Source organism: Brevundimonas sp., from assembly GCF_046295595.1.
Lineage (GTDB): Bacteria > Pseudomonadota > Alphaproteobacteria > Caulobacterales > Caulobacteraceae > Brevundimonas.
Window position 1 is genome coordinate 25603 of sequence record NZ_JBKBMX010000018.1, and the last position, 25069, is coordinate 50671.

A 25069-nucleotide genomic window follows, 5' to 3' on the forward strand; every position below is an offset into this window, starting at 1 on the left:
ATTGGTTAACCAGACTCGGATTCTATGGCGGAACCGCGCGAGCGCGCTTGCAGGCTTACCCGTTGACGTCCTTGTATCCCGCAGTCCCGACGTTGTGGCCGCCCCTTCTGACCACCTTGCGATGGCGCGGGGCGGGTCTGGTCGTCGCGGTGGCAGCGGTCGCGGCCGCCATCCTGCTGCGCACGACGCTCGAGCTGGTCGGCGAGTTCTACTATCTGCCGATGGTGCCGGCGGTCGTGGCGACGGCGGCGGTCGCCGGCCGCTGGGCGACGGCTCTGGCCATCGTCCTTTCGATCACCGCCAACGTCGTTCACGTCGATCGGGTGAGCGCGCTGGACGCCGCCGTCAACGCCGCCCTGTTCACCCTGGTGACGTGGTTGATCGCCGAACTGTGCTGGAGTCTGCGCGCCTATCGGCAACGGGCCGGAGAGCTGTCGCATCGCCTGGCCCACCGCGAGGAGATGCTGGAGACCATCCTCGCCTCCATGCCCGTGGTCGTGCTGGATCGCGGCGGCAAGATTCGCTTCCTGACCCCGTTCGCCTGCGACCTGCTGGGGATCGCGGAACAGGACGGGATCGGACGGCCCTTCGGTTCGATCGTCGACGATTTTGATCTCGCCGACTTCCAGAGCGGGCGGGAAGCCCTCGCCGGTGATAGCGACCGCGCCTGGACCTGCCGCCGCGCCGGCGGGACCGTTCCGCTCAGCATCCAGGCCGGCTTCCTGCCGGGAGACTATCCGAACAGCCACGCCGTGCTGTGCCTGGCGGACCTGACCCAGGCCCATCTGGCCGACGAGCGGGCGCGCGACCTCCACACCCAGCTCAACCGGGTGTGGCGTCTGAACTCCCTCGGCGAAATGGCCGCCTCCCTCGCCCATGAGCTCAACCAGCCGCTCTCGGCCGCCGCCACCTATCTCGAGGCCAGCAAGGTCGATGTCGAGAAGGCCGGCTTGATGGGCAAGAGCGCCGCGCGGACGATCGACCTCGCCAAGGCCCAACTGCTCCGCGCCGGGAGTATCATTCGGCGCATGCGCGAGCTTCTGGCCCACGAGAGCCGGAGCCTCGGCGTCGAGCGGGTATCCTCGATGGTCGAAGGCCTCAAGGGCGTGTTCGGCATGATCGAACGCAACGGCGCGGTGCGCGTCGAGATCAATCTGGACGACACGACCGACGAGGTCAGGGCGGAGCGGATCCAGTTTCAGCAGGCGATGGTCAATCTGGTGCGCAACGCGGCCGAGGCCGCCTCGGACCGGCCGGACGCCCGCGTCGCGATCATGGGGCGCGCGGTATCCGACGCGCTCTATGAGGTTCGGGTCGAGGACAACGGCCCCGGCATTCCGGCCCACGAACTCGAGACCATCTTCCGCCCGCTGATGACCACCAAGACCGGCGGAATGGGACTCGGGCTCTCCGTCACCCGGACCATTGTCGAGAGCCACGGCGGCTTCCTCAAGGTCGAGGAGAGTGATCTTGGCGGGGCCGCCTTTTCGTTCACCCTGCTGCGGGAACAGGAGCTTGAGGAAGCATGAGCGACCATTCCGTCTTCGTGATTGATGACGACGATGACGTCAGGGATTCGATCCTCTGCCTCCTGCGCGCGCAAGGGGTGAGGGCGCGGGGCTTCGTGAGCGGCGTCCAGTTCTTCGAGAATTTGCCCGAGGCGCCTTCGGCCTGCGTTATTACCGATGTCCGCATGCCGGGCATGGACGGGGCCGAGGTGGTCCGGCGACTGCGGGCTCTGAAGGGCGACGCCTGGCCCATCGTCGTCATCACCGGCCACGCCGAGGTGCCGTTGGCCGTGCAGCTGATGAAGGCCGGGGTGGTCGACTATATCGAGAAGCCGTTCGAGCCGAACCGGCTGGTCGAGGTGGTGCGGGGCAGTTTCGCCCATATGGACAATCTGCTGCTGCAGAGGGCCGAGACCGACAGGGCGATCCGGCGAATGGCCCGCCTGACGCCCCGGGAACGGGAGGTGTTTCACGCCCTGGTTCAGGGGCGGACGAACAAGCACATCGCCAATGAGCTGCAGATCAGCCCCCGGACGGTGGAGATTTTCCGCGCCAGGGTGATGGAGAAGATGGAGGCGGAAACCCTGTCGGAACTGATCCGCACCGGCCTGAAGGCCGCGCCGGACGGCGCGGTCGGGGCCCCTCCCCTCCCGGGCGACCTGATATCCGGCATGCCGGGCCGGCACGGCCAGTCCCGCCCGACGATCGCCCCGTCAGGCGCGCCGGGCGTTCACTGACGATCCACCCTCGGCCACCGGCAGCACATGGCTGAACTGACCGAGCGCCACCGGCCATCTCTCCAGCAGGCGCTGGGCGACGGGTGAGCCGGTCTCGGCCGCGTGGCGCTCGACCAGGGCCTGCAGACGAAGGGCGGCCTCGCCCATCACCTTGCCCGCCACCACGGAGGCGGTGTTGAGGCGATCGTGCGCGGCGCCTTCGGGGTCGTGGATGAAGGCTTCGCCCCCGGACATGCCGGCGCCGAAATTCCAGCCGGTCGGGCCGAGGATCACCACCACGCCGCCGGTCATATATTCGCAGCCATGGGCGCCGCAGCCCTCGACCACGGCGATCGCCCCGGAGTTCCGGACGGCGAACCGCTCGCCCGCTGCGCCCGCCGCGAACAGGGCGCCCGAGGTGGCGCCGTAGAGGCAGGTGTTGCCGATCAGGGCCGCTCCGGCCGCCCATGCCGGGGGACGGACGACGATTTCGGCCCCCGACAGGCCCTTGCCGACATAGTCGTTGGCCTCGCCGTCCAGCACGATGCGCAGCCCCTTCATGCCCCAGGCCGCCAGCGACTGGCCGGCGGCGCCGCGCAGATTGAGGGTCAGGTGGCCGTCCGGCAGGTCGCCGCCGAACCGCCGCACGATGTGAGAGGACATCCGCGTGCCGATGGCCCTCTGGGTGTTGGCCACCGCATAGGTCAGCTGCATCTTCTCGCGACGGTCAAGGAAGGGCGTGGCGTCGCGTTCGATCTGCGCGTCGAGGGCGTCCGGGACGGCGTTGCGGGGCGCGTCGGCCGGGCGGCGCCCGTCGCCCTCCCCGACCCGGACCAGCAGCGGATTGAGGTCGAGGTCGTCCAGCAGGGGCGAGCCGCGCGAGACCTGACGCAGCAGGTCGGTGCGGCCCACGGCCTCGTCCAGCGAGCGCAGGCCCATCGAGGCCAGAACCTCGCGCGTCTCCTCGGCGATGAAGCTGAACAGGTTGACCACCTTGTCGGCCGTGCCGGTGAACATGGCGCGCAGCCGCTCGTCCTGGACGCAGACCCCGACCGGGCAGGTGTTCGAATGGCACTGACGCACCATCAGACAGCCGACGGCGATCAGGGAGGCGGTGCCGATGCCGAACTCCTCGGCCCCCAGCATGGCGGCGACGACGATGTCGCGCCCGGTGCGCAGGCCGCCGTCGGTGCGCAGGCGGACGTGACCGCGCAGGTTGTTGAGGCTCAGCACCTGATGCGCCTCGGACAGGCCCAGTTCCCACGGCAGGCCGGCGTGTTTGATCGAGCCGAGGGCGGAGGCCCCGGTGCCGCCGTTGTGGCCGGCGATCAGGATGATGTCGGCCCGGGCCTTGGCGACGCCGGCGGCGACCGCGCCGATGCCCGACTGGGCCACCAGCTTGACCGTCACCCGGGCGTCCGGATTGATCTGCTTCAGATCGTAGATCAGCTGGGCCAGATCCTCGATCGAATAGATGTCGTGGTGCGGCGGCGGCGAGATCAGGCCGACGCCCGGCGTCGAATGCCGCATGCGGGCGATGAATTCGGTGACCTTGAAGCCGGGCAGCTGGCCGCCCTCGCCGGGCTTGGCGCCCTGGGCCACCTTGATCTCGATCTCGCGGCACTGGTTCAGGTATTCGGCCGTCACGCCGAACCGGCCGGAGGCGATCTGCTTGACCGCGCTGTTCGGATTGTCGCCGTTGGCGCGCGGCTGGTAGCGCTCGGGATCCTCGCCGCCTTCGCCCGACACGGAGCGGGCGCCGATGCGGTTCATGGCGATGTTCAGCGTCTCGTGCGCCTCGGGCGACAGGGCCCCCAGCGACATGCCGGGGGTGACGAACCGCTTGCGGATCTCGTTGACGCTCTCGACCTCCTCGACCGGGATCGGGATCGCCTCGCGGAAATCGAGCAGGTCGCGCAGAGCCACGGCCGGCAGTTCGCGGGCGCGGCGGCTGTAGGCCTTGAAGCGTTTGTAATCGCCGCGCGTGGTGGCGTCCTGCAGCCGATGGATCATCTCGGCGTCCCAGGCGTGGGTCTCCTCGCCGGCGCGGATGCGGTGGGCGCCGCCGATGCGCAGGCCCGGCCGGGGCGCGGCGAAACCGCGGGCCACGCGGGCCACCGCCCCGGCCTCGAGGCCGGCCAGGCCGATGCCCGAGATGCGCGAAGTCATGCCGGGGAAGAACTCCGCCGTCAGGGCGCGGCTGAGACCGAGGGCCTCGAATTCACAGGCGCCGCGATAGGCCGAGATAACCGAGATGCCCTTCTTGGCGAGGATCTTCATGAGGCCCGCCTCGACCGCCGCCTTGTGGTTCAGGCAGGCGTCGCGCAGGCTCAGGCCCGGATAGCGGCCGTTGTCGAGGCGTTCGAGGAAGCTCTCCTGCGCCAGCCAGGCGTTGACCGCCGTGGCGCCGCAGCCGACCAGCACGGCGAAGGCGTGGGCGTCGATGGCCTCGGCCGAGCGCACCACCAGCGAACAGAAGGTGCGCAGACCCTCGTCGACCAGCCGGCCGTGCACGGCGGCGGTGGCCAGGATCATCGGGATCAGCGGCCGGTCCGCGGCCGCCTGTTCGTCGGTCAGCACGATCAGGGCGGCGCCGCCGCGCGCGGCGGCGACGGCCTCGTCGCGGATGCGATCGAGCGCCGCCTTGAGGGCCTGCCCCGGCCGGGCGTCCGGCGCCGGCGCGGGGAAGGTGCAGTCGATGACCGTTGTCGCCCCGGCCCCCACCACGTCCAGCATCCGCTCGTACATGCCGGTGGTCAGCACCGGGCTGTCCAGCACGAAGACTTGGGTCTGGGTCTCGTCCTGCGCCAGGATGTTGCCGAGGTTCTTGAACCGGGTGCGCAGGCTCATCGCCCCGGCTTCGCGCAGGGAATCGATCGGCGGGTTGGTGACCTGTGCGAAGGCCTGACGGAAATAGTGGGCGAAGGGCCGGGTCTGCTCCGACAGCACCGCCGGCGGGGCGTCGTCGCCCATGCTGGCGACCGCCTCCTTGCCCTCGCCGGCCATGGGGTCGAGCAGGGCCTCGATATCCTCCTGGGTCCAGCCGATGGCGGCCTGATGCCGGGTCAGGGCCTCGCCCGAAAGGCGGCGGGGCTCGGGCCCGGGGCCGATCTTCGGATCCAGCTGGATCATGTTCGACAGCCAGTCGCGGTACGGGTGTTTCGCCGCCAGCCGGTCGATGGTCTCGGCCTCGTCGTAGAGCTGCCCCGCCTCCAGATCGACCGAGATCATCCGCCCGCCGCCGATATGCAGCCGCCGCGCGATCCGCTCGTCCGGCACGCCCGTCATACCCGCCTCGGAGCCGCAGATCAGCAGGCCGTCGGTGGTCTCGGCGGCGCGCAGCGGCCGCAGGCCGTTGCGATCCTTGCCGGCCACGACCCAGCGGCCGTCGGTGGCGCAGACGGCGGCGGGGCCGTCCCACGGCTCCATCACCGCGTTGCAGTAGGCATAGAGCGCCCGGTGATCGTCGGAGATCAGCCCCTCGATCGGGGCTTCGGGCATCAGCAGCGCCTTGACCATGGGCGCCGGCCGGCCGGCGTGAACCAGCACCTCGAAGACATTGTCCAGCGCCGCCGAATCCGACGCGCCGGGCTGGATCACCGGCTTGACCGTGGCGTCGTCGGTGCCGAAGGCCTCGGCGGTCATGCGGATCTCGTGGCTGCGCATCCAGTTGGCGTTGCCGCGCAGGGTGTTGATCTCGCCGTTGTGGGCCAGCATCCGGAACGGCTGGGCGAGCCGCCACTCGGGGAAGGTGTTGGTCGAATAGCGCTGGTGGAACAGGGCGACATTGGCTTCGACCCGCGGGTCGTTGAGGTCCGGATAGAAGTCGGCCAGGGCCTCGGCCAGCATCATCCCCTTGTAGATCACCGACCGGGCCGACAGGGAGCAGATGTAGAAATGCTGCAGCCCCGCCGCCGTGGCCCGCGCCTCGATGCGCCGGCGCAGCAGATAGAGGGCGCGTTCCAGTTCCTCGCCCGTCAGGCCCTCGGGCACGCTGAGCATGATCTGCTCGATCTCGGGCCGGGTGGCGGCGGCGCGCTGCCCCAGAACCTCGACCCGGGTCGGCACCTGACGCCAGCCGTACAGCCAGAAGCCGGCGGCCAGCACCTCGCGTTCGACGATGGTGCGGGCCCGTTCCTGGGCTCCGAGGTCGGCGCGCGGCAGGAAGATCATGCCGACGGCGAGCGGCCCGGCGCCGGGCTCATGCCCCGCGTCACGAACCTGGGCCTCGAAGAAGGCGCGCGGCAGACCGATCAGCAGGCCCGCGCCGTCGCCCGACTTGCCGTCGGCGTCGACGGCGCCGCGGTGCCAGATGGCCTTCAGCGATTTCAGCGCCAGGTCGACCACCTCTCGCCGGGGTCGGCCGTCGATGGCGGCGATCAGGCCGACGCCGCAGGCGTCCCGCTCCGAGGCGGGGTCGTAGGCGTGGCCGTCGACCAGCGCCTGGCGGTCGGATTCATACTGGAGGGGATCGAAATTCATGCCGCCACCTGTTCGCGCGCGGTCAGCCAGGCGTCGATCTCGGCCGCCGCGTCCTGGCCGTCCCGCACGGCCCAGACGACGAGGGAGGCGCCGCGGACGATGTCGCCGGCCGCGAACACCCCCTCCAGCGTCGTCGCCTTGGTGTGGCCGGCCGTGCGGATGGTGCGCCAGTCGGTCAGGGCCAGGTCCGGCTCGGCGAACAGCCCCGGCATGTCCTCGGGCTCGAAGCCGAGCGCCTCGATGACCAGATCGGCGGGCAGGTCGAACTCGCCGCCGGGCACGGGCTCGACGCTCCAGCGGCCCTCCGCCGACCGCGCCGACAGGGCCATGCGCTGGGCCCTCACGCCGCTGGCGCGGCCGGCCTCGCCGAGCACGGCGCGCGGGGCGGCCAGCCATTCGAACACCACGCCTTCTTCCTCGGCGTTGGCGACTTCGCGGGCGCTGCCCGGCATGTTGTCGCGGTCGCGGCGGTAGAGGCAGGTCACGGAACTGGCGCCCTGTCGCACCGCGGTGCGGACGCAGTCCATGGCCGTGTCGCCGCCGCCGATGACGACGACGCGCTTGCCCTCGGCGTTCAGGGCGCCGCTGTCGTAGGCGGGCACGGCGTCGCCGAAGCTCTTGCGGTTGGAGGCGATCAGATAGTCCAGCGCCGCAACCACGCCGTCCGAGCCGCACCCGGGGGCGGTCAGCCGCCGCGCCTGGTAGACGCCGGTGGCGATCAGCACGGCGTCATGCGCGGCCCGGACTTCGGCGAAGGGCAGATCGTCGCCGACATCGACGCCGAGGCGGAAGGTCACGCCGCCGTCGACGAGGCGGTCAAGCCGGCGCTGGACCACCGGCTTCTCCAGCTTGAAGCCGGGGATGCCATAGGTCAGCAGGCCGCCGGCGCGGTCGTGCCGGTCGTAGATCGTCACGGCATAGCCGGCGCTGCGCAGCCGGTCGGCGGCCGCAAGGCCCGCCGGCCCGGCGCCGACGATCCCCACCGAGCGACCCCGCTCGGTCAGCGGGGCGACCGGCGCGACCCATCCGTTCTCGAACGCCATGTCGCCGAGAAAGCGTTCGACCGAGCCGATCGTGACCGTCTCCCAGCCCGACTGTTCGAGGGTGCAGGCGCCCTCGCACAGCCGGTCCTGCGGACAGATGCGGCCGCAGATCTCGGGCAGGGTCGAGGTCGCCTCGGACTGGCGCCACGCCTCCTCGAACCGGCCCTCGGCGGCCAGTCGCAGCCAGTCGGGAATGTTGTTCTCCAGCGGGCAGCCGCTCTGGCAGAACGGCACGCCGCACTGGGCGCAGCGGCTGGACTGGACCGCGCCGGCCGGCGGGGTGAAGCGGGCGAGGATTTCGTCGAAATCGCGCACGCGTTCGCCCGCCGGGGTTTTCGCGGGCCCGACCCTGGGAGTCACAACGAATGTCTGGTTGGCGGACGCCACGGCTACTCCTTCGCACCTGCACACAGGTCTAGGAGGCCAAGGCCATTTGCGCAACTTCCGTGCGGCTTATGCGGGAAGGGCGGTGCACGGAACGAAAATGGACCGGCAAAGACCTTGAATGCGCAAGGTCTTGCCGGTCCGATTGGGCAGCGCAGCGCTAGAAGAAGAACTTCAGCGCCCCGACGAACCGGTCCTCGGACAGGGGGCCGTCGACGTCCGTGTCGTGGTACCGCACGTCGATGGCGACATTTTCGGTCAGGGCGTAGGCCACGCCGGCGTTCCAGGTCGTGTAGTCGTCGTTCACGTCGAGCGCCTGGTAACCGACCGCCCCCGACACGGTCCATTTGTCGGCCGGGGTGAAGGCCAGATTGCCTTCGACATAGGTCGCCTCCTCGTCCAGACCGAAAAAGTCGGGCGAGTAGAAGACCACGGCGCCCGCGGTCACCGGGCCGATGGCCCGCGAGGCCGCGGCCTTGAACTCAACGTAGTCATAGTCGGCGCCGTCGGGGGCTTCGACATACAGATAGGCGACGACCCCCACGTCGACGGCGAAGCCGCCCGTTTCCGTGCGGAAGCCGCCGTACAGGTCCACCTCGGCCTCGGTGTCGTCGCCGAAATCGACATTGGAGGCCCAGGCGCCGGCGTAGAACGACCCCGCCGTCAGATCCACCCCGCCCTGGATGGCGGCTTCTTCGTCGGTCTGGCTGAAACCGCGGAACACATAGTCGCTGAACAGGCCGACGTTCCAGGCGATCTGGGGCCCGTCCTGGGCGGAGGCGCTGGACGCGGCCAGCAGGGCGGCCGCCGTTGCGGCGCAGGCGAGAGCGGTTCTCATCATTGTATCCCCTTGTTTTTCAATGGCAGTCGAGACGCAATCACGCTTACTGACAGCGGCGCGGAGGGGAGGCTCCGCGCCGCTCTTGTGCCGATCCGGCCCTCAGGCGGGCTCCAGCACCTCGCCGTGAAGATGGCCGTCGAGGCCCTCCGATTCCTGCTCCGCGCTGACGCGCAGGCCGGTGGTGAATTTGCACACGATCAGGATGACGAAGGTGGCCAGGGCGCTCCAGCCGATGGTCACGCCCAGGCCCCAGGCCTGTTTGACGAGGGTGGCGCCCTCCCCCACGCTGTTGACGGCGGCCGAGGCGAACACCCCGGTCAGCAGGGCGCCGAGGATGCCGCCGGCTCCATGGATGCCGAAGGCGTCGAGGCTGTCGTCGTAACGCAGCAGCTTCTTGATCCAGACCGAGGCCGCATAGCAGACCGGGCCGGAGGCGAGGCCGATGATCGCCGCCCCCTTGGGATCGACCAGACCGGCCGCCGGGGTGATGGCGACGAGGCCGGCGATCAGGCCGGACAGCGCGCCGATCAGGGAGGGCTTCCGCTTCTCCATGACCTCGACGATCTTCCAGGTCAGCGACCCGGCCATGGCGGCGAGCAGGGTGTTCAGCAGGGCCACGGAGGCGATCGAGTCCGGCGTCCAGGCCGAGCCGGCGTTGAAGCCGATCCAGCCGACCAGCAGCAGACAGGCGCCGATCATGGTCAGCACCGGATTGTGCGCGACGATGGGCGTCTGGCCGTAGCCCTTCCGGGCCCCGAGGAAGACGGCGCAGACGAGGCCGGCCACGCCGGCGTTGACGTGCACCACCGCTCCGCCCGCGAAGTCGAGCACGCCCGCCGCTCCGAGGAAGCCGCCGCCCCAGACCCAGTGGCAGATCGGGGCATAGACGAGCAGGGTCCAGAGGCCGGTGAACAGCAGCAGGCCCGAGTATTTGATCCGCTCAGCGAAGGCGCCGGCGATCAGGGCCGGGGTGATGATGGCGAAGGTCAGCTGATAGGCGATCCACAGATATTCCGGCAGGCCGGGCGTCAGGCTGTGGGCCGTGGTTGGCGTCACCCCGTTCAGGAACAGGGCCTCGAGACTGCCGATGTAGGCGTTGACGGTCTCGCCGGAGTAGCCGGCCATCGGCTGGCCGACGCCAAAGGACAGGGAGTAGCCGGCGATGAACCAGGCCAGGGTGACGACCGCCGCCACGCCGAGTGACTGGGTTATGGTGGCGATGACGTTCTTGCGTCGGACCATGCCGCCGTAGAACAGGGCCAGGCCCGGGAGGGTCATGAGCAGGACCAGCGCCGTCGAGGTCAGGATCCAGCTCGAGGCCGCGCCATCAAGCGCGAGGGTCGTCTGGTGCGCCAGACCCACGAAGGCCGGCGCCTCGGGCGCCACGGCCGCGGAAGCGGTCGTCGCCAGTCCGATCGAAGCGAGGATGAGAGTCCCCGCAATTCCAATACAAAGTCGCATGGTTCTGATCCCCCTGAACAGCATTACGCATTTGCGAAATGTTTACCGCATTTGCGAAATAGGCAAGTGGGCGGACAGTGTTTGGTGGAAGATTCTTCCAGACTGGGCAAGGAAGGGTCGCAGATGCGCAACAATCATGTGACAAAGGGCATATTATCCGCCAAACGTGTCTGATTGTGGCGCCCTGCCGTTCGCGCCTGCAGCATCCATGTCGTCCGCCACCGCTGCGCGCGTGGGGGCGGGCCGCCCCTATCTAGGAGCCGGCGTCGGACGCCTTCCAGGCCGCGACAAAGGCCGCCGCGCGGTCGCCGGTCTCACGGGCGGATCGGCCCGCGCGATAGATGGCGGAGCCGATGCCGAAGCCCGAAGCGCCCGCCGAGCGCCAGGCCGCGACGCTGTCCGGCTCGACCCCGCCGACGGCATAGACCCGCTGGTCCGCGGGAAGCACGGCGCGCACCGCCTTGAGACCGGCTGCGCCGGCGACCTCGGCGGGAAACAGCTTCAGCACCTGGGCCCCGGCGCCGATCGCGGAGAAGGCCTCCGACGGGGTGAAGAAGCCGGGCATGGACAGCAGGCCGGCCGCCCGGGTGGCCTGGATCACCGCCGGGTCGGTGTTGGGCGCGATGACGATCTGGCCGCCCGCCGCGGCGACCTCATGCACCGCCGCCGGCGTTAGCACCGTGCCGGCGCCGACGACGGCGCGGTCGCCCAGCGCAGTACGCAGGCGGCGGATGCTCTCCAGCGGCTGCGGCGAGTTCAGCGGCACCTCGAGACAGGTCAGGCCGGCCGCCAGGAGCGCCTCCCCGACCTCGACCGCCTCGTCCGGCTTGAGGCCGCGCAGGATGGCGACCAGGGGCAGGGCGTCCAGCCTCGCGATGATGTCCGCCGTCATTGACCCGCCTCCCATATGCGCCACAGACCGGCCGCCGTGGCCTGCTCGACATCGGCGACGCGCACGTCGCGCCCGCCGGCCATCTCCAGCGCTTCCCTGTATCGCGCCGACAGGGCCGCGTCTCCGATCAGGGTCAGGGGGCCGGAGAGCCGGTCCGGGTCCTGCCCGGCGATCTCGGCGCCGATCAGCAGGCCGGACAGATAGTCGGCCGCCCCCGTCGGTCCCAGCCGGCCGGCGAGACCCTCGACCCGCACCGAGAACAGGGCGGCGCCCAGATTGCGGTCCTCCAGACCGCGCCCGACCCCCCGGCGGAAGGCGTCCGTGTCGCCCCCCGGATCCCCCATGCCGACGCCCAGCATGGTCGCCTTGCGCAGGGCCGAGAACAATTCGCCGGTCATGCAGGTCTGGACCGCGACGATGCGGCCGGCGTCGAGGGCGATCCATTTGCTGTGGGTGCCGGGGGCCACGACCAGACCGTCCACGGCGAGACCGAGCGCCTGGGTCTCCTCGCCCCGCATGACGTCGGTCAGGACGCCGCCGGGGTTGAAGGCGACGCCGGGTACGATGGCCAGGGGACGCGCCGGATCGGGGCGAACCAGCCCGGCGGCGATGTCGGCGACCCCCGCGGGACACGGACAATAGGGAACCTCGACCCAGCCCTGCCGCGCGCCCGCCATGCCGCAGACCAGCACCGGCGCCCCATCGGCCAGCCAGTCCCCGGCGACCGCCTCCAGCACGCCGGGGAAATCGCCGGACGCGAGTCCCGCCGCACCACGCGGATCGGCGCGGCGCTCCACCACCGCGCCGCCGGCGGCGATCCGCAGGACCCGCAGATTGCTGGAGCCCCAGTCTACGCCGATCAGAGCCGTCGCGGCGGTCACCACCAGATGGCGTAGACGGCGATGAGGAACAGAATCACCCCCACCCCGGCGAGATTGAAGCCCAGCGAGGTCTTGTAGCTGACGCCGTCCAGCCGGATCTGCATCGTGCCTTCCTTGGGCGGGGACAGCAGCGAGACGATGATCGCCGCCGCCAGGGCCACGAGGAAGACCACGCCGACGCGGTTCATGAACGGCAGGGTGAAGATCCCCTCGCGATCCAGCCACCACATGACGCCGGACAGGGCGACGCCGCCGATGGCCGCGGTCAGGGCGCCGGCTTCCGAGGCGCGCTTCCAGAACAGGCCAAGGATGAAGATCACCACGATCGACGGCGTGAAGAAGCCGGTGAAATCCTGGATGAACTGGAAGGCCTGCGAGAAGCCACCGAGAAGCGGACGCGCCACCAGGATGCCGATGACCATGGCGGTCACGGCGGCGATGCGCCCGACCATGACCTGATGCCGCTCCGACGCGGTCTTGTTGACCTTCATATAGAGGTCGAGGGTGAAGATGGTCGCGATCGAGTTCACCTTGGACGCCAGCGAGGCGATGATGGCGGCGATCAGGGCCGCGAACACCAGCCCCTTAAGACCGGCGGGCAGCAGGTTCATCATCGTCGGATAGGCCTGGTCCGGCGCGATCAGCGTCGGCGCCAGCACCAGCGCCGCCATGCCCGGCAGCACCACGATCACCGGCATCAGCAGCTTCAGATAGGCGGCGAAGGCGATGCCCTTCTGGGCCTCGGCGATGGACTTGGCGGCCAGCGCCCGCTGGATGATGTACTGGTTGAAGCCCCAGTAGCTGATGTTCATGATCCACAATCCGCCCAGCAGGACGGCGATGCCCGGCAGTTCCTTGAAGTTCGGATTGTCGGGCGACAGGATCATGTCGAACTTGTCGGGGAATTCGGTCAGCAGGGTCTGGAAGCCGGCGACCGGACCGCCGGCCCCGCCGATCTGGTCCAGCGCCACAAAGCCGATGATCAGGCCGCCGGCGACCAGCAGGGTGACCTGCACAATGTCGGTCAGGGCCACGGCCTTGAGGCCGCCCCACAGCTGGTACAGCAGGGCGAAGGCGCCGATGGCGACGATGGCGTACATCTGGTCCAGACCGGTAACGGTCGAGACGGCGATGGACCCCAGCCACAGGATCGAGGTCACATTGACGAAGACGTAGAGCAGCAGCCAGAACACGGCCATGACGTTGCGGATGGTCGGACCGTACCGCTGCTGCAGGAACTGCGGCATGGTCATGATGTCGTTGCGCAGGAAGATCGGCAGGAAATACTTGCCGACGATCAGCAGCGTCAGCGCCGCCATCCATTCGTAGGAGGCGATGCCGAGGCCGATGACATAGCCCGAGCCGCTCATGCCGATGATCTGCTCGGCCGAGATATTGGCCGCGATCAGCGACGCCCCGATGGCCCACCAGGGCAGGTTCTTCGAGGCGAGGAAATAGTCGGTCGAGGTCTTGGTCACCCCGGCCTTGTCGCGCGAGACCCACTGCGCCAGACCGAAGATCGCCACGGCGTAGATCGCCAGAATGACAAGGTCGATGGTCGAAAGCGTCATGAGTGCCTCCCCGGGGCCGGCCCGTTCGGGCTCTGCGCAACGCTAGGTGAGGCGACGACGGCGGGCAAGCCCGTTTTCATATCTGACGTGATGCTTCATAGGTGACCGCTCTTCCGGCGATTTGCCAAAGCCGCCCCGCTCGCTAGTTTCCGCCGCCCACAAGGAACCCCGGCGCCCATGACGCTTCAGGACGAGACGGACGACCGCAAATACCGCGCGCCGGCGCTGGAGAAGGGGCTCGACGTCCTCGAACTGCTGTCGTCGCACGGCGAGCCGATGACGCCGTCGCAGATGTCGGCCGTCCTCGGCCGCTCGGTCAGCGAGCTGTTCCGCATGATCCAAGTGCTGGAGTTCCGGGGCTATATCGAGCAGTCGCCCCAGGGATATCGACTCACGAACCGGCTGTTCACCCTCGGCATGGCCCAGGCGCCGGTGCGGTCGCTGGTCGAGACCGCCCTGCCGGTGATGCGCGAACTGGCCGAGGCGACGGTGCAGTCCTGCCATCTGGTGGTGCTGTCCGGCGAGCAGATCGTGGTCATCGCCCGCATCGAGGGCCCGGGCGATCTCGGCTTCTCGGTCCGCGTCGGCTACCGCCGCAACATCATCGACGCGACCTCCGGCCTGATGTTCTACGGCTGCGCTCCGGCCGCCGAAAAGGCCGAGCTGCGCGATCGGCTGGTCGCCCGCTTCGGCGCGGCGCGCACCAACCGCTTCATCAAGGCGGCCGAGGAGGCGGGCGCGCTGGGCCACGTCGAGCGCCCCAGCGACTTCGTGAAGGGGGTCACCGATCTGGTCGCCCCGATCATCGGCGCTGACGGCGTGATCGCCACCCTGATCACCCCCTATATCGAACGCACCCCGCCGACGTCGGACATCGACGTCGTCGTCAGCCATCTGCGTCGCGCCGCCGCGTCCCTCTCGTCAGAGATGAGCGCCGTTTCCCAGGCCTGACGCCCCGTCACGCTGAAAATTCAGGCCCGCGCGCACGCTCGCGTTGACTTCATCCAGCCGCGCGAGCATTTTCGCCGACGAATATCGCTTTCATGAATGAAAGGTCGTCCTTCGGGTCGACGCGGGCGCGAGGACCCGCCGGACAACCGTTGGGGAGCGTATGGCCGCCATCTATTCCGACCTCGCAGGGGCTGTCGTCATCGTCACCGGGGGCGCCGGCGGCATTGGCGAGGCGATCACCCGCGCCTTCATCGCCCAGGGCGCACGCGTCGGCGTTCTCGACATCGACGCCGCCCGCGGCGCGAAGCTGGAGACGGAGTTCGGCGACAGCCTGCTGTTCGTCCCCTGCGACCTGACCGACATCCCCGCCCTCAAGGCGGCGGTGCAGACGGTCCGCGACCGTTTCGGTCCGATCGGGGTGCTGATCAACAACGCCGCCCATGACGAGCGCCACGCCACCCTGGAGGTCACCGAGGCCTATTGGGACGGCCGCATCGCGGTGAATCTGAAACACCAGTTCTTCGCCGCCCAGGCCGTCCTCCCTGACATGCAGGCCGCGGGCAAGGGCGCCATCGTCAATCTGGGCTCGACGTCCTGGGTCATCGGCCAGGGCGGCATGGCGGCCTATACGGCGTCCAAGTCGGCGGTGCTGGGCCTGACCCGCTCGCTGGCCCGCGACTTCGGCGAGTTCGGTATCCGGGTCAACGCGGTCGCCCCGGGCTGGATCATGACCGAACGCCAGCTCGAACTGTGGGTCACGCCCGAGAGCGAGAAGGAGATCTACGAGCGGCAGTGCCTCAAGCGCCGGCTGGTCCCCGACGACATCGCCCGGGTCATCGTCTTCATGGCTTCCGACGAGGCCGGGGCCATCACCAATCAGCACTATATCGTCGACGGCGGCTGGAACTGACGCGCATGACAGACCGCCCGAAGAAGCCGCTCCGTTCGCGCGCCTGGTTCAACAACCCCGACAACCCGGACATGACCGCCCTCTATCTGGAGCGGTATCTGAACTATGGCCTGACGCGGAAGGAGCTGCAGTCGGACCGGCCGATCATCGGCATCGCCCAGACCGGCTCGGACCTCAGCCCCTGCAACCGCCACCATCTGGTGCTGGCCGAACGGCTCCGCGAGGGCATCCGCGAGGCCGGCGGCATCGCCATGGAATTCCCGGTCCATCCGATCCAAGAGACCGGCAAGCGCCCCACCGCCGGACTGGACCGCAACCTCGCCTACCTCGGCCTCGTCGAGAGCCTGTACGGCTATCCGCTGGACGGCGTCGTGCTGACGATCGGCTGCGACAAGACCACCCCGGCCTGTCTGATGGCGGCGGCGACGGTCGACATTCCGGCCATCGCCCTGTCGGTCGGGCCGATGCTGAACGGCTGGCACAAGGGCGAACGCACCGGCTCGGGCACCATCATCTGGAAGGCGCGGCAGATGATGGCCGCCGGCGAGATCGACTACGACGGCTTCATCGAGCTGGTCGCATCGTCGGCGCCCTCGGTCGGCTATTGCAACACCATGGGCACGGCGACGACGATGAACTCGCTGGCCGAGGCCCTGGGCATGTCCCTGCCCGGCTCGGCCGCCATCCCGGCCCCCTACCGCGAGCGCGCCCAGGTCGCCTATGAGACCGGCCTGCGCATCGTCGACATGGTGCGCGAGGACCTCAAGCCGTCGGACATCCTGACGCGCGAGGCCTTCCACAACGCCATCGTCGTCAACTCGGCCATCGGCGGCTCGACCAACGCGCCGATCCACCTGACCGCCCTGGCCCGCCACGCCCATGTCGACGTGCCGCTGAAGGACTGGCAGACGCACGGCCTGCATGTGCCGCTGCTGGTCAACCTGCAGCCCGCCGGCGAGTATCTGGGCGAGGACTATTTCCATGCCGGCGGCGTGCCGGCCGTGGTCAATGAACTGATGAAACAGGGCCTGATCCACGAGAACGCCCTGACCGTCACCGGCCGCACCATCGGCGACAACTGCCGCGGCAGCGAGGTCATCCTGCCCGATGTCATCAAGCCGTTCGACGCGCCGATGAAGACAGACGCCGGTTTCGTCGTATTCAGCGGCAATCTGTTCGACGCCGCGGTCATGAAGCTGAGCGTGATCAGCCCCGAGTTCCGCGAGCGCTACCTGTCCAACCCCGACGACCTCAACGCCTTCGAAGGCCCCGCCGTCGTGTTCGACGGGCCCGAGGACTATCACCGTCGCATCGACGACGAGAGCCTGGCGATCACCGAACAGACCCTGCTGTTCATGCGCGGGGCCGGGCCGATCGGCTATCCCGGCGCGGCGGAGGTCGTGAACATGCGGCCGCCCGACTATCTGATCAAACGCGGCGTCCACGCCCTCGCCTGCATCGGCGACGGGCGGCAGTCCGGCACCTCGGGCTCGGCCTCGATCCTGAACGCCTCGCCAGAGGCGGCGGCGGGCGGCAATATCGCCCTGCTGAAGACCGGCGACCGGGTGCGGATCGACCTCAACACCGGCCGGGCCGACATCCTGATCTCCGACGCCGAACTGGCCGAGCGGCGCGCCGCGCTGGAGGCGGCCGGCGGCTACGCCTATCCCGCCTCGCAGACGCCGTGGCAGGAGATCCAGCGCGGCATGGTCAGCCAGCTGGACACCGGCGCGGTGCTGGAGCCGGCGGTCAAATACCACCGCATCATCGACCGGTTCGGCGAGGCGCGGGACAACCACTAGCCTCTCTCAGGCGTCGGCGACGGCGATCTCCATCCACATCGACAGGGCGCGGCCGGGCTCCAGCACGACCAGGCCGCTGGCCTCGCCCTCCGGCGCATGAACGGCGTCGGGCCGGTGGGTGACGGGCTCGACGCAGCAATAGCCCAGCCCCGGCGCATAGATATGGGCCCATCCGGCGTTGGGCGATCCGGTGACCGTTATCGTCCGGTCGGGCTCGATCAGCCGCGCCGTCCCGCCCCAGCCGATGTAGCAACTATCCACGAAGGGCGCGTCCGCGACGCGCGGACCGGCGGACCAGTCGAAGACGTGCGCCGGAGAAACCGGCGCGGTCGGGATCAGACCGGCATCGACCGAGCAGACGGCCTCGGCCCTCAGTTGCAGACGGGTCTGATCGCCCACCGGAAAATAGGGATGCAGCCCCAGCCCGGCCGGGGCCGGCGTGCCGGCGACGTTCAGAACCGACAGGTCGATGCGCAGTCCCGAGGCGCTCAGGGTGAAGGTCTGCACCGCCTCATACGGCCACGGCCAGCCGTCGGCGTCATGGCGATAGACGAAGCTGGCCGAGGTCGCCGACCGCTCCAGCAACGCCCACGAGGCCAGCCAGCCGTCGCCGTGCAGGGCGTGAGGAGCGAACCGGTCGTGCACCGGCAGGGCGACGGCCTGTCCGCCAAAGCTGAACCGGCCTCCGGCGATGCGGTTGGCATAGGGGACCAGCGGGAAGAAGGCGGTCTGCAGAATGTCCATCGCCCCCTCGGGCGTCGGCCGCAGAACATCGCGCCCGCCGCAGGTCAGGCTGGCGATCGAACAGCCCAGCTCCGGCCGGACGGCCAGTCGCCAGCCGCCCTGCTCGAGCACGATCACGAGCGGATCAGGGCCTGCGGCAGACCGGGGGTTTCGACCCGGACACGGTACAGCCCGCCGAGGGTCGGCTGCTCCGCCCGTTTGTCGGCATTGCCCAGCCAGGCGGTGGTGCAATACAGGTCGCGCCGGTCGGCGCCGCCGAAGGCCGCCTTGGTCACCGTCTGCACCGGCAGGCGGATGGTGCCGATCCGCTGGCCCGAGGGCGAGAAGCGGGCCACGCCCCAGCCGTTGAACAGCCCGACCTGCAGCACCCCGTCCACGTCCACGCTCGGGCCGTCGGCGAAACCGTCCTCGGTGATGGCGAACAGCCGCTTGTTGGTCAGGAAGCCGTCGGCGTGATCGAAGGCGTAGATGCGTCGCTCGGTGGTGTCGTGGTGGTACATGATCCGCCCGTCGGGGCTCAGCGCCGGACCGTTGGTGACGCGATAGCCGTCGTCGTGACGGGTCAGTTCGCCGCCCCGCCAGCGGTAGAGGGCGCCAGATATAGTCTCCTCGCTGTCGTCCATCGAGCCGAACCACAGGGTTCCGTCGGGAGCCACGAAGCCGTCGTTCAGCCGGTTCTGCGGCCTGTCCGCCTCGACCCGCTGGATCAGGGTGAAGGCGCCGCTTTCGGGGTCGAACCGGTGCAGGCCGCCGCGCACGCCGCAGACCAGCGAGCCGTCCTCGGCCGGCAGGGCGAAACCGGTCTGGTCCGGCGTGTCCCACGAGGTCCTGCCGTCGCTGGCCGGCTCATAGCGGTGCAGCTTGCGGCCCTTGATGTCGACGAACCACAGACAGGCGCGGGCCGCGTCCCAGACCGGGCCCTCGCCCAGCTCGGCCTTCACGTCCCAGATGAGGTCCACGGTTCCGTTCATCGATCAGCTCGCCGAATAGGAGGTCTTGGTCTGGGTGAAGAATTCGACCGCCGCGAAGCCCTGTTCGCGGGCGCCGTAGCTGGAGGATTTCGAACCCCCGAACGGCACGTGGTAGTCGACCCCCGCCGTCGGGAGGTTGACCATCGTCATGCCCGCTTTCGCCCGCCGCTGGAAGTCCCGGGCGTGCTTCAGCGAGCTGGTGACGATGCCCGCCGACAGGCCGAACTCGACGCCATTGGCGATGGCCAGGGCCTCCTCATAGTCCTTGACGCGGATGGTCGAGGCGACCGGGCCGAAGACCTCTTCGTTGTTGATCCGGCCATCCGGATCGGTGTCGACGATCAGCGTCGGCTGCACATACCAGCCGGGCGTCTCGAGCTGCATCCGGTCGCCGCCGGCGACGATGCGGCCGCCCTCGCCGCGCGCGATCTCGATATAGCGGTAGGAGGTCTCGCGCTGGTCCTCGCTGACCGCCGGGCCGATCTGGGTGTTCGGGTCCAGCGCCGGTCCGACGCGCAGGGCGGAGACCTTCTCGGCGAGGGCGGCGACGAAGCGGTCATGGATGCCGTCCTGGACGATCAGCCGGCTGGAGGCGGTGCACCGCTGGCCCGTGGCGTAGAAGGAGCCGTCGAGGGCGATCATCACGGCGCGGTCCAGATCGGCGTCGTCCAGCACGATCAGCGGGTTCTTGCCGCCCATTTCCAGTTGCACCCGGGCCTGACGCCTGACCGCGCCCGCGGCCACCCCGGCGCCGACGCCCTGCGAGCCGGTGAAGGAGACGCCGTCCACGTCCTTGTGGTCGACGATGGCCTGGCCGACGCCGCCGCGGCCGATGACCAGATTCAGCACCCCCTTGGGCAGGCCGGCCTCATGCAGGATTGCGACCATGGCCTCGGCCGTCGCCGGGGTCGGGCCGGCCGGCTTCATCACCACCGTATTGCCGAAGGCCAGGGCCGGGGCCGCCTTCCACGCCGGGATCGCCACCGGGAAATTCCACGGCGTGATCAGGCCATACACCCCGACCGCCTGGCGATAGGTCTGGATCTCCACCCCCGGCCGCACCGAGGCGAGGTTCTGGCCATGGACGCGCAGTGCCTCGCCGGCGAAATATTTCAGGATGCGGCCGGCGCGAACGGTCTCGCCGATGCCCTCGGGCAGAGTCTTGCCCTCCTCCCGCGACAGCAGGCGACCCAGCGGTTCGCGCCGTTCCATGATCAGGGTCCCCGCCCTGTCGAGGATATCCGAGCGCACCTCGGGCGAGGCCTCGGACCAGGCCGGGAAGGCCGCCTTCGCCGCCGCCACCGCCGCATTGACCTCCTCCACGCCGGCGTCGGGGCTGCGCGCCACCACATCGCGCGTATCGGACGGGTTCAGGCTCTCCGAGGGCCGGTCGCTGGCGACCTTCTCGCCATCGATCCAGTGGGACAGTTCGATCGTCTCGGTCATGGCCGGTCCTCGACAGGGGCGCAGGCCGCGGAAGAGAGCGGCCCGGCACGCTAGATAGAGGCTGAGACGCCCGAGGTCAGCCCGTCATGTCGGTCCGGCCGCGCCCACGGATCGACCCGCGCCTTCCGGCCGGACTTGCCGTCGCGACCGATCCTCCTCTAGTCCTTGCGGGAGGACGCGACAGCCGGCGGGCGGCGCAAGACGTCCGTCTGTTCGGGGATGAAACCATGAAGCGTGAACTGCTGGCCACGGCCGCCCTGCTGGCGCTTGCCACCCCCGCCTGGGCCCAGACGCCGGAGCCGGCGCCCGTCGCCGTCGCGGCCTCCGCCGAAGCCCCCGGGCCGGAGGCCGACGAGGCGGAAGAACCGAAATGGGATGTCCAGGCTCCGCCCGGACCGTCGCGCGACATACCGATCGATGTGACCCGCGGCACCTGGATGTCGGTCGACGTCAGCCCGGACGGTCGCACCCTCGCCTTCGACATGCTGGGCGACATCTATGTCATGCCCGTCTCCGGCGGCGAGGCGCGCGCCATCGCCAGCGGCGTGGCCTGGGACATGCAGCCGAAATGGTCGCCCGACGGCCGCCACATCGCCTTCACCTCGGACCGCGCCAGCGGCGACAACATCTGGATCATGGAGGCCGATGGCTCCAATCCGGTGCAGGTGTCGAAGGAGACCTTCCGCCTCTTGAACCAGCCGGAATGGACGCCCGACGGCCAGTTCATCGTCGCCCGCAAACACTTCACCTCGGCCCGCTCGCTGGGGGCCGGCGAGCTGTGGATGTACCACCGATCGGGCGGCGGCGGCGTGCAGATGACCGAGCGCCGCACGCAGCAGAAGGACACCGGCGAACCGGCCTTCTCGCCCGACGGCCGCTATCTGTATTTCAGCGATGACGCCACGCCGGGCGCCACCTTCGAATACTCCAAGGACGTCAACGGCCAGATCTACATCATCCGCCGGCTGGATCGCGAGACCGGCGAGATCGACCCCTATATCACCGGCCCGGGCGGTTCGATCCGACCGACGCCCTCGCCCGACGGCAGGTCGATCGCCTTCATCCGCCGCGTCCGCTACCAGTCCGTGCTGTATGTGATGGACATCGAGTCCGGACGCGAGACGCCGGTCTTCTCGGGCCTCGACCGCGACCTGCAGGAGACCTGGGCCGTCCACGGCGTCTATCCGGCGATCAGCTGGACGCCCGACAACCGCTCCATCGTCTTCTGGGCCGACGGCCGCATCCAGAAGGTCGACGTGGCCTCGCAGGCCGTGACCGACATCCCCTTCCACGTCGCCGACACCCGTCGGGTGCAGGACGCCGTCCGCTTCCCCGTCGAGGTCGCGCCCGATCGATTCGATGTGAAGATGGTCCGCTGGGCCCGGCCATCGCCGGACGGGTCGAAGGTCGTGTTCGAGGCGCTCGGCCAACTGTGGATCCGTGACCTGCCGAGCGGAACCGCCCGCCGCCTGACCCGCCAAGGCGACCATTTCGAACTCTATCCCAACTGGTCGCGCGACGGCCGCTCGATCGTCTACACGACCTGGGACGACGAGGACCTGGGCTCGATCCGGGTGGTCCCGGCCTCGGGCGGCGCCGGCCGCGTGGTGACCGAAAAGCCCGGCCACTATCTGGAGCCCGTCTTCTCGCCGGACGGCGGGACCATCGTCTATCGCACCGCCAGCGACGGTTTCCTGACCACCGCCCTGTGGAGTCGCGACCCGGGAATCTACCGCATCCCCGCCGGCGGCGGAGAGCCGGTGTTCATCACCGACGAGGGCTCGGCGCCCCAGTTCGGGCCCGACGGCCAGCGCATCTTCCTGTCCGGCCGCGACGGCGACAAACGCACCCTGACCTCGGTCGACCTGAACGGCGAGGACGAGCGCACCCATCTGACCTCCGAATGGGCCAGCGAATTCGCCGTCTCGCCGGACGGGAACTGGATCGGCTGGACCGAGCGGTTCAACGCTTACGTCGCGCCGTTCGTGGCCGCCGGGCGGCCGATCACCGTCGCTGCCGACGGCAAATCCCTGCCCCAGGCCCGGGTCACCCGCGACTCCGGCGAGTGGCTCAGCTGGTCCGGCGATTCCCGCCGCCTGCACTGGTCGCAGGGCCCGGAGTTGTTCACCCGCGACCTGAACCAGTCCTTCGCCTTCGTCGACGGCGCGCCCGAAGAGCTGCCCAAGCCCGACGAACACGGGATCAATCTCGGCTTCAGCGTCGAGGCCGATCGTCCGCAGGGCCGCATGGCCCTGGTCGGGGCGCGGCTCATCACCATGAACGGCGCCGAGGTGATCGAGAACGGGACCATCGTCGTCGACGGCAATCGCATCGAGGCGATCGGCTCGACCGCCAGCATGACCCTTCCGGCGGGCATCCCGACCCTCGACATGACCGGCAAGACCATCATGCCCGGTCTCGTCGACACCCACTGGCACGGGGCCATGGGCTCGGACGAGATCATCCCGCAGCAGAGCTGGGTCAACTACGCCTCGCTGGCCTTCGGGGTGACGACGATCCACAACCCGTCGGCCGACACCAGCGAGATCTTCGCCCACAGCGAACTGGCCCGGACCGGCCGCGTCGTGGCCCCGCGCATCTTCTCGACCGGCACCATCCTGTACGGGGCCGCCACGCCGTTCACGGCCCAGGTCGAGGACCTCGACGACGCCCTGTCGACCCTGCGTAGGATGCAGGCCGCCGGGGCCTGGAGCGTCAAGAGCTACAACCAGCCGCGCCGCGACCAGCGCCAGCAGGTCATCGAGGCGGCGCGCCAGCTGAACATGATGGTCGTCCCCGAGGGCGGGTCGCTGTTCCAGCACAATATGTCGATGATCGTCGACGGCCACACCACCATCGAACACGCCATCCCGCTGGCCCGGCTGTACGACGACGTCCACCAGCTATGGCGCCAGACCGGCGTCGCCTACAACCCGACCCTGTCGGTGGCCTATGGCGGCAGCTATGGCGAGAACTACTGGTATCAGGAGAGCGAGGTCTGGAACGACCCGATCCTGACCCAGTACGTCCCCCGCCGCATCCTCGACGCCCGCGCCCGCCGGCCCGTGACCCTGCCGGACAATGAGTGGAACCACATCTCGGTGGCTCGCGAGGCGACGCGTCTGGCGAACGAGGGCGTCACCGTCCAGATCGGCGCCCATGGCCAGCGCGAGGGTCTGGCGGCGCACTGGGAGGTGTGGAGCCTGGCCCAGGGCGGGATGTCGCCGCTGGAGGCGATCCGCGCCGGCACCCTGAACGGCGCGAAGGCGCTGGGCATGGATGGCGACATCGGCTCGCTGGAAGTCGGCAAGCTGGCCGACATGGTGGTGCTGGACGCCAACCCGCTGGAGAACATCCGCAACACCAGCTCGGTCGCCTACACCGTGCTCAACGGCCGGGTTTACGATTCCGGCATGAACGAGATCGCGCCGCGCCAGCGACCGCGGGCGCCGTTCTGGTTCGCGGGAGCCGGTGGCGAAGGCTGGGCGGCCCAGACCTCCGACAGCGACTCGCACGGCCACGGCGACCACTGAGCACCCGGGGCTGACCGTCAGGAACGGTCAGCCCCCGTCCCTCTTCCTTCAGCCTAAAAGCAGCCCTGCGGCGGCGTTGTCATCCGGCATCGGCGCCGTAACGTGGGGCGACGGCGGAGTGCAGGCGTAGACATGACGACCCAGGACGACGATCCTTTCGCCCGCCTCGGCCCGGTGTTCGCCGGCCGGCGAGCCCTGCTGCTCGAGGATGACCCGGCCCTCGCCGACCATGTAGCGGAAAGGCTGACCGCCGCGGGCTTCGAAACCGTCGACCGGTTCGAAGCCGGCGAGGCCGCGCTCGAAGCCACCGGCCACACACCCTACGACATCCTGATCCTCGACCGGCTCACGGCCGGCATGGACGGGCTGGAGATGCTGAAGCGGCTGCGCGCCGGACGAGGGACATCCTCGGACGCGCCGGCCCTGATGCTGACCGCCCTCGGCGGCGAGCGGCAGAAGGTCGAGGGCCTGCTGGGCGGCGCCGACGACTATCTGGCCAAGCCGGTCGGCGACGAGGAGCTTCTGGCGCGCATCGCCGCCCAGCTGCGCCGCGCCGCGCGCCGGGCCCGTCCGGCGGGCGCCGAGCTGGTCAACGGCCCCTTCCGCCTGTCGCCCGGCGCCCGCACCCTGAAACTGGACCTGGCCGAGGGCGAAAGCCGACTGATCGACCTGTCGCCGCTGGAGTTCGCCATCGTCGCCGAGTTGATGGGCGCGCGCGGCCAACCCGTGACCAAGACCATGCTGTGGGACCGCTGCTGGGTGGAGTGGAAATTCCTGCCCGACAATTTCGTCAATGTCATCGACGCGCGGATCAGCGCCCTGCGGCGCCGGCTCAGGGAGCAGACCCCCGAACTCGGCGAGGACCTGCATCCGCTGATCGTCCCGGCGCGCAGCCAGAGCCTGGTGTTCCGCGACCTTTCGGCGGCGGGCTGA

General features: G+C 69.5%; 17 protein-coding genes. 7 read left to right on the plus strand and 10 right to left on the minus strand.

Annotated features, from left to right (window positions below; all coding sequences use genetic code 11):
* Positions 1 to 92 precede the first annotated feature (92 nt).
* Positions 93 to 1529: a two-component system sensor histidine kinase NtrB gene (locus ACK4JY_RS11925; protein ID WP_409605963.1), complete on the plus strand. Its 1437-nt coding sequence runs from the start codon at positions 93 to 95 to the stop codon at positions 1527 to 1529.
* A complete protein-coding gene (locus tag ACK4JY_RS11930) occupies positions 1526 to 2245 on the plus strand; it encodes a response regulator transcription factor (protein WP_409605965.1) in 720 nt (239 codons plus the stop codon). Before ACK4JY_RS11925 ends, ACK4JY_RS11930 begins: the two co-directional genes overlap by 4 nt.
* Here ACK4JY_RS11930 and gltB read toward each other — a convergent pair.
* From gltB to ACK4JY_RS11965, 7 genes are all read right to left on the minus strand, one after another.
* Positions 2222 to 6706, minus strand: a complete 4485-nt coding sequence (gene gltB, locus ACK4JY_RS11935; protein ID WP_409605967.1) for a glutamate synthase large subunit — start codon at positions 6704 to 6706, stop codon at positions 2222 to 2224. The genes ACK4JY_RS11930 and gltB overlap by 24 nt on opposite strands.
* On the minus strand, positions 6703 to 8136 hold the full coding sequence (locus tag ACK4JY_RS11940) for an NAD(P)-dependent oxidoreductase (RefSeq protein WP_409605969.1): 1434 nt from the start codon (positions 8134 to 8136) through the stop codon (positions 6703 to 6705). Before ACK4JY_RS11940 ends, gltB begins: the two co-directional genes overlap by 4 nt.
* Positions 8137 to 8293: 157 nt before the next feature.
* Positions 8294 to 8974 (minus strand): TorF family putative porin, encoded by a 681-nt coding sequence (locus ACK4JY_RS11945; protein WP_409605970.1) that lies wholly within the window; start codon positions 8972 to 8974, stop codon positions 8294 to 8296.
* Positions 8975 to 9073: 99 nt separating this feature from the next.
* A complete protein-coding gene (locus ACK4JY_RS11950) occupies positions 9074 to 10435 on the minus strand; it encodes an ammonium transporter (RefSeq protein WP_409605972.1) in 1362 nt (453 codons plus the stop codon).
* A 253-nt stretch (positions 10436 to 10688) separates the two neighbouring features.
* Positions 10689 to 11327, minus strand: coding sequence for a 2-dehydro-3-deoxy-6-phosphogalactonate aldolase (locus ACK4JY_RS11955; protein WP_409605974.1), 639 nt, complete (start codon positions 11325 to 11327; stop codon positions 10689 to 10691).
* Positions 11324 to 12208, minus strand: a complete 885-nt coding sequence (locus ACK4JY_RS11960) for a 2-dehydro-3-deoxygalactonokinase (protein ID WP_409605976.1) — start codon at positions 12206 to 12208, stop codon at positions 11324 to 11326. Before ACK4JY_RS11960 ends, ACK4JY_RS11955 begins: the two co-directional genes overlap by 4 nt.
* A complete protein-coding gene (locus ACK4JY_RS11965; protein ID WP_409605978.1) occupies positions 12205 to 13779 on the minus strand; it encodes a sodium/sugar symporter in 1575 nt (524 codons plus the stop codon). Before ACK4JY_RS11965 ends, ACK4JY_RS11960 begins: the two co-directional genes overlap by 4 nt.
* Positions 13780 to 13956: 177 nt before the next feature.
* On the opposite strand from ACK4JY_RS11965, the gene ACK4JY_RS11970 reads away from it, so the two are divergent.
* From ACK4JY_RS11970 to ACK4JY_RS11980, 3 genes are all read left to right on the plus strand, one after another.
* Positions 13957 to 14730 carry an IclR family transcriptional regulator gene (locus ACK4JY_RS11970; RefSeq protein WP_409605980.1) on the plus strand — a complete coding sequence of 258 codons (774 nt, stop codon included), beginning with the start codon at positions 13957 to 13959 and terminating at the stop codon, positions 14728 to 14730.
* Positions 14731 to 14890: 160 nt separating this feature from the next.
* The gene (locus ACK4JY_RS11975; RefSeq protein ID WP_409605982.1) at positions 14891 to 15640 is read left to right on the plus strand and encodes an SDR family NAD(P)-dependent oxidoreductase; all 750 of its coding nucleotides are present in this window, start codon (positions 14891 to 14893) and stop codon (positions 15638 to 15640) included.
* Positions 15641 to 15645: 5 nt separating this feature from the next.
* On the plus strand, positions 15646 to 17442 hold the full coding sequence (locus ACK4JY_RS11980; RefSeq protein WP_409605984.1) for an IlvD/Edd family dehydratase: 1797 nt from the start codon (positions 15646 to 15648) through the stop codon (positions 17440 to 17442).
* Between the two features lie 6 nt (positions 17443 to 17448).
* On the opposite strand, the gene ACK4JY_RS11985 is transcribed toward ACK4JY_RS11980, so the two are convergent.
* Genes ACK4JY_RS11985 through ACK4JY_RS11995 form a run of 3 tightly spaced genes read right to left on the minus strand, consistent with a single transcriptional unit; the run spans position 17449 to position 20603 of the window.
* Complete coding sequence (locus ACK4JY_RS11985) at positions 17449 to 18303, minus strand: aldose 1-epimerase (protein WP_409605986.1); 855 nt, start codon at positions 18301 to 18303, stop codon at positions 17449 to 17451.
* Positions 18300 to 19157, minus strand: a complete 858-nt coding sequence (locus tag ACK4JY_RS11990) for an SMP-30/gluconolactonase/LRE family protein (RefSeq protein WP_409605988.1) — start codon at positions 19155 to 19157, stop codon at positions 18300 to 18302. The genes ACK4JY_RS11985 and ACK4JY_RS11990 overlap by 4 nt, the downstream gene beginning before the upstream one ends.
* Before the next feature lie 3 nt (positions 19158 to 19160).
* A complete protein-coding gene (locus ACK4JY_RS11995; protein WP_409605990.1) occupies positions 19161 to 20603 on the minus strand; it encodes an aldehyde dehydrogenase family protein in 1443 nt (480 codons plus the stop codon).
* A gap of 227 nt (positions 20604 to 20830) precedes the next feature.
* Between ACK4JY_RS11995 and ACK4JY_RS12000 the strand changes: the two genes are divergently transcribed.
* Complete coding sequence (locus ACK4JY_RS12000; protein WP_409605992.1) at positions 20831 to 24136, plus strand: amidohydrolase family protein; 3306 nt, start codon at positions 20831 to 20833, stop codon at positions 24134 to 24136.
* A gap of 132 nt (positions 24137 to 24268) precedes the next feature.
* Complete coding sequence (locus ACK4JY_RS12005; RefSeq protein WP_409605994.1) at positions 24269 to 25069, plus strand: response regulator transcription factor; 801 nt, start codon at positions 24269 to 24271, stop codon at positions 25067 to 25069.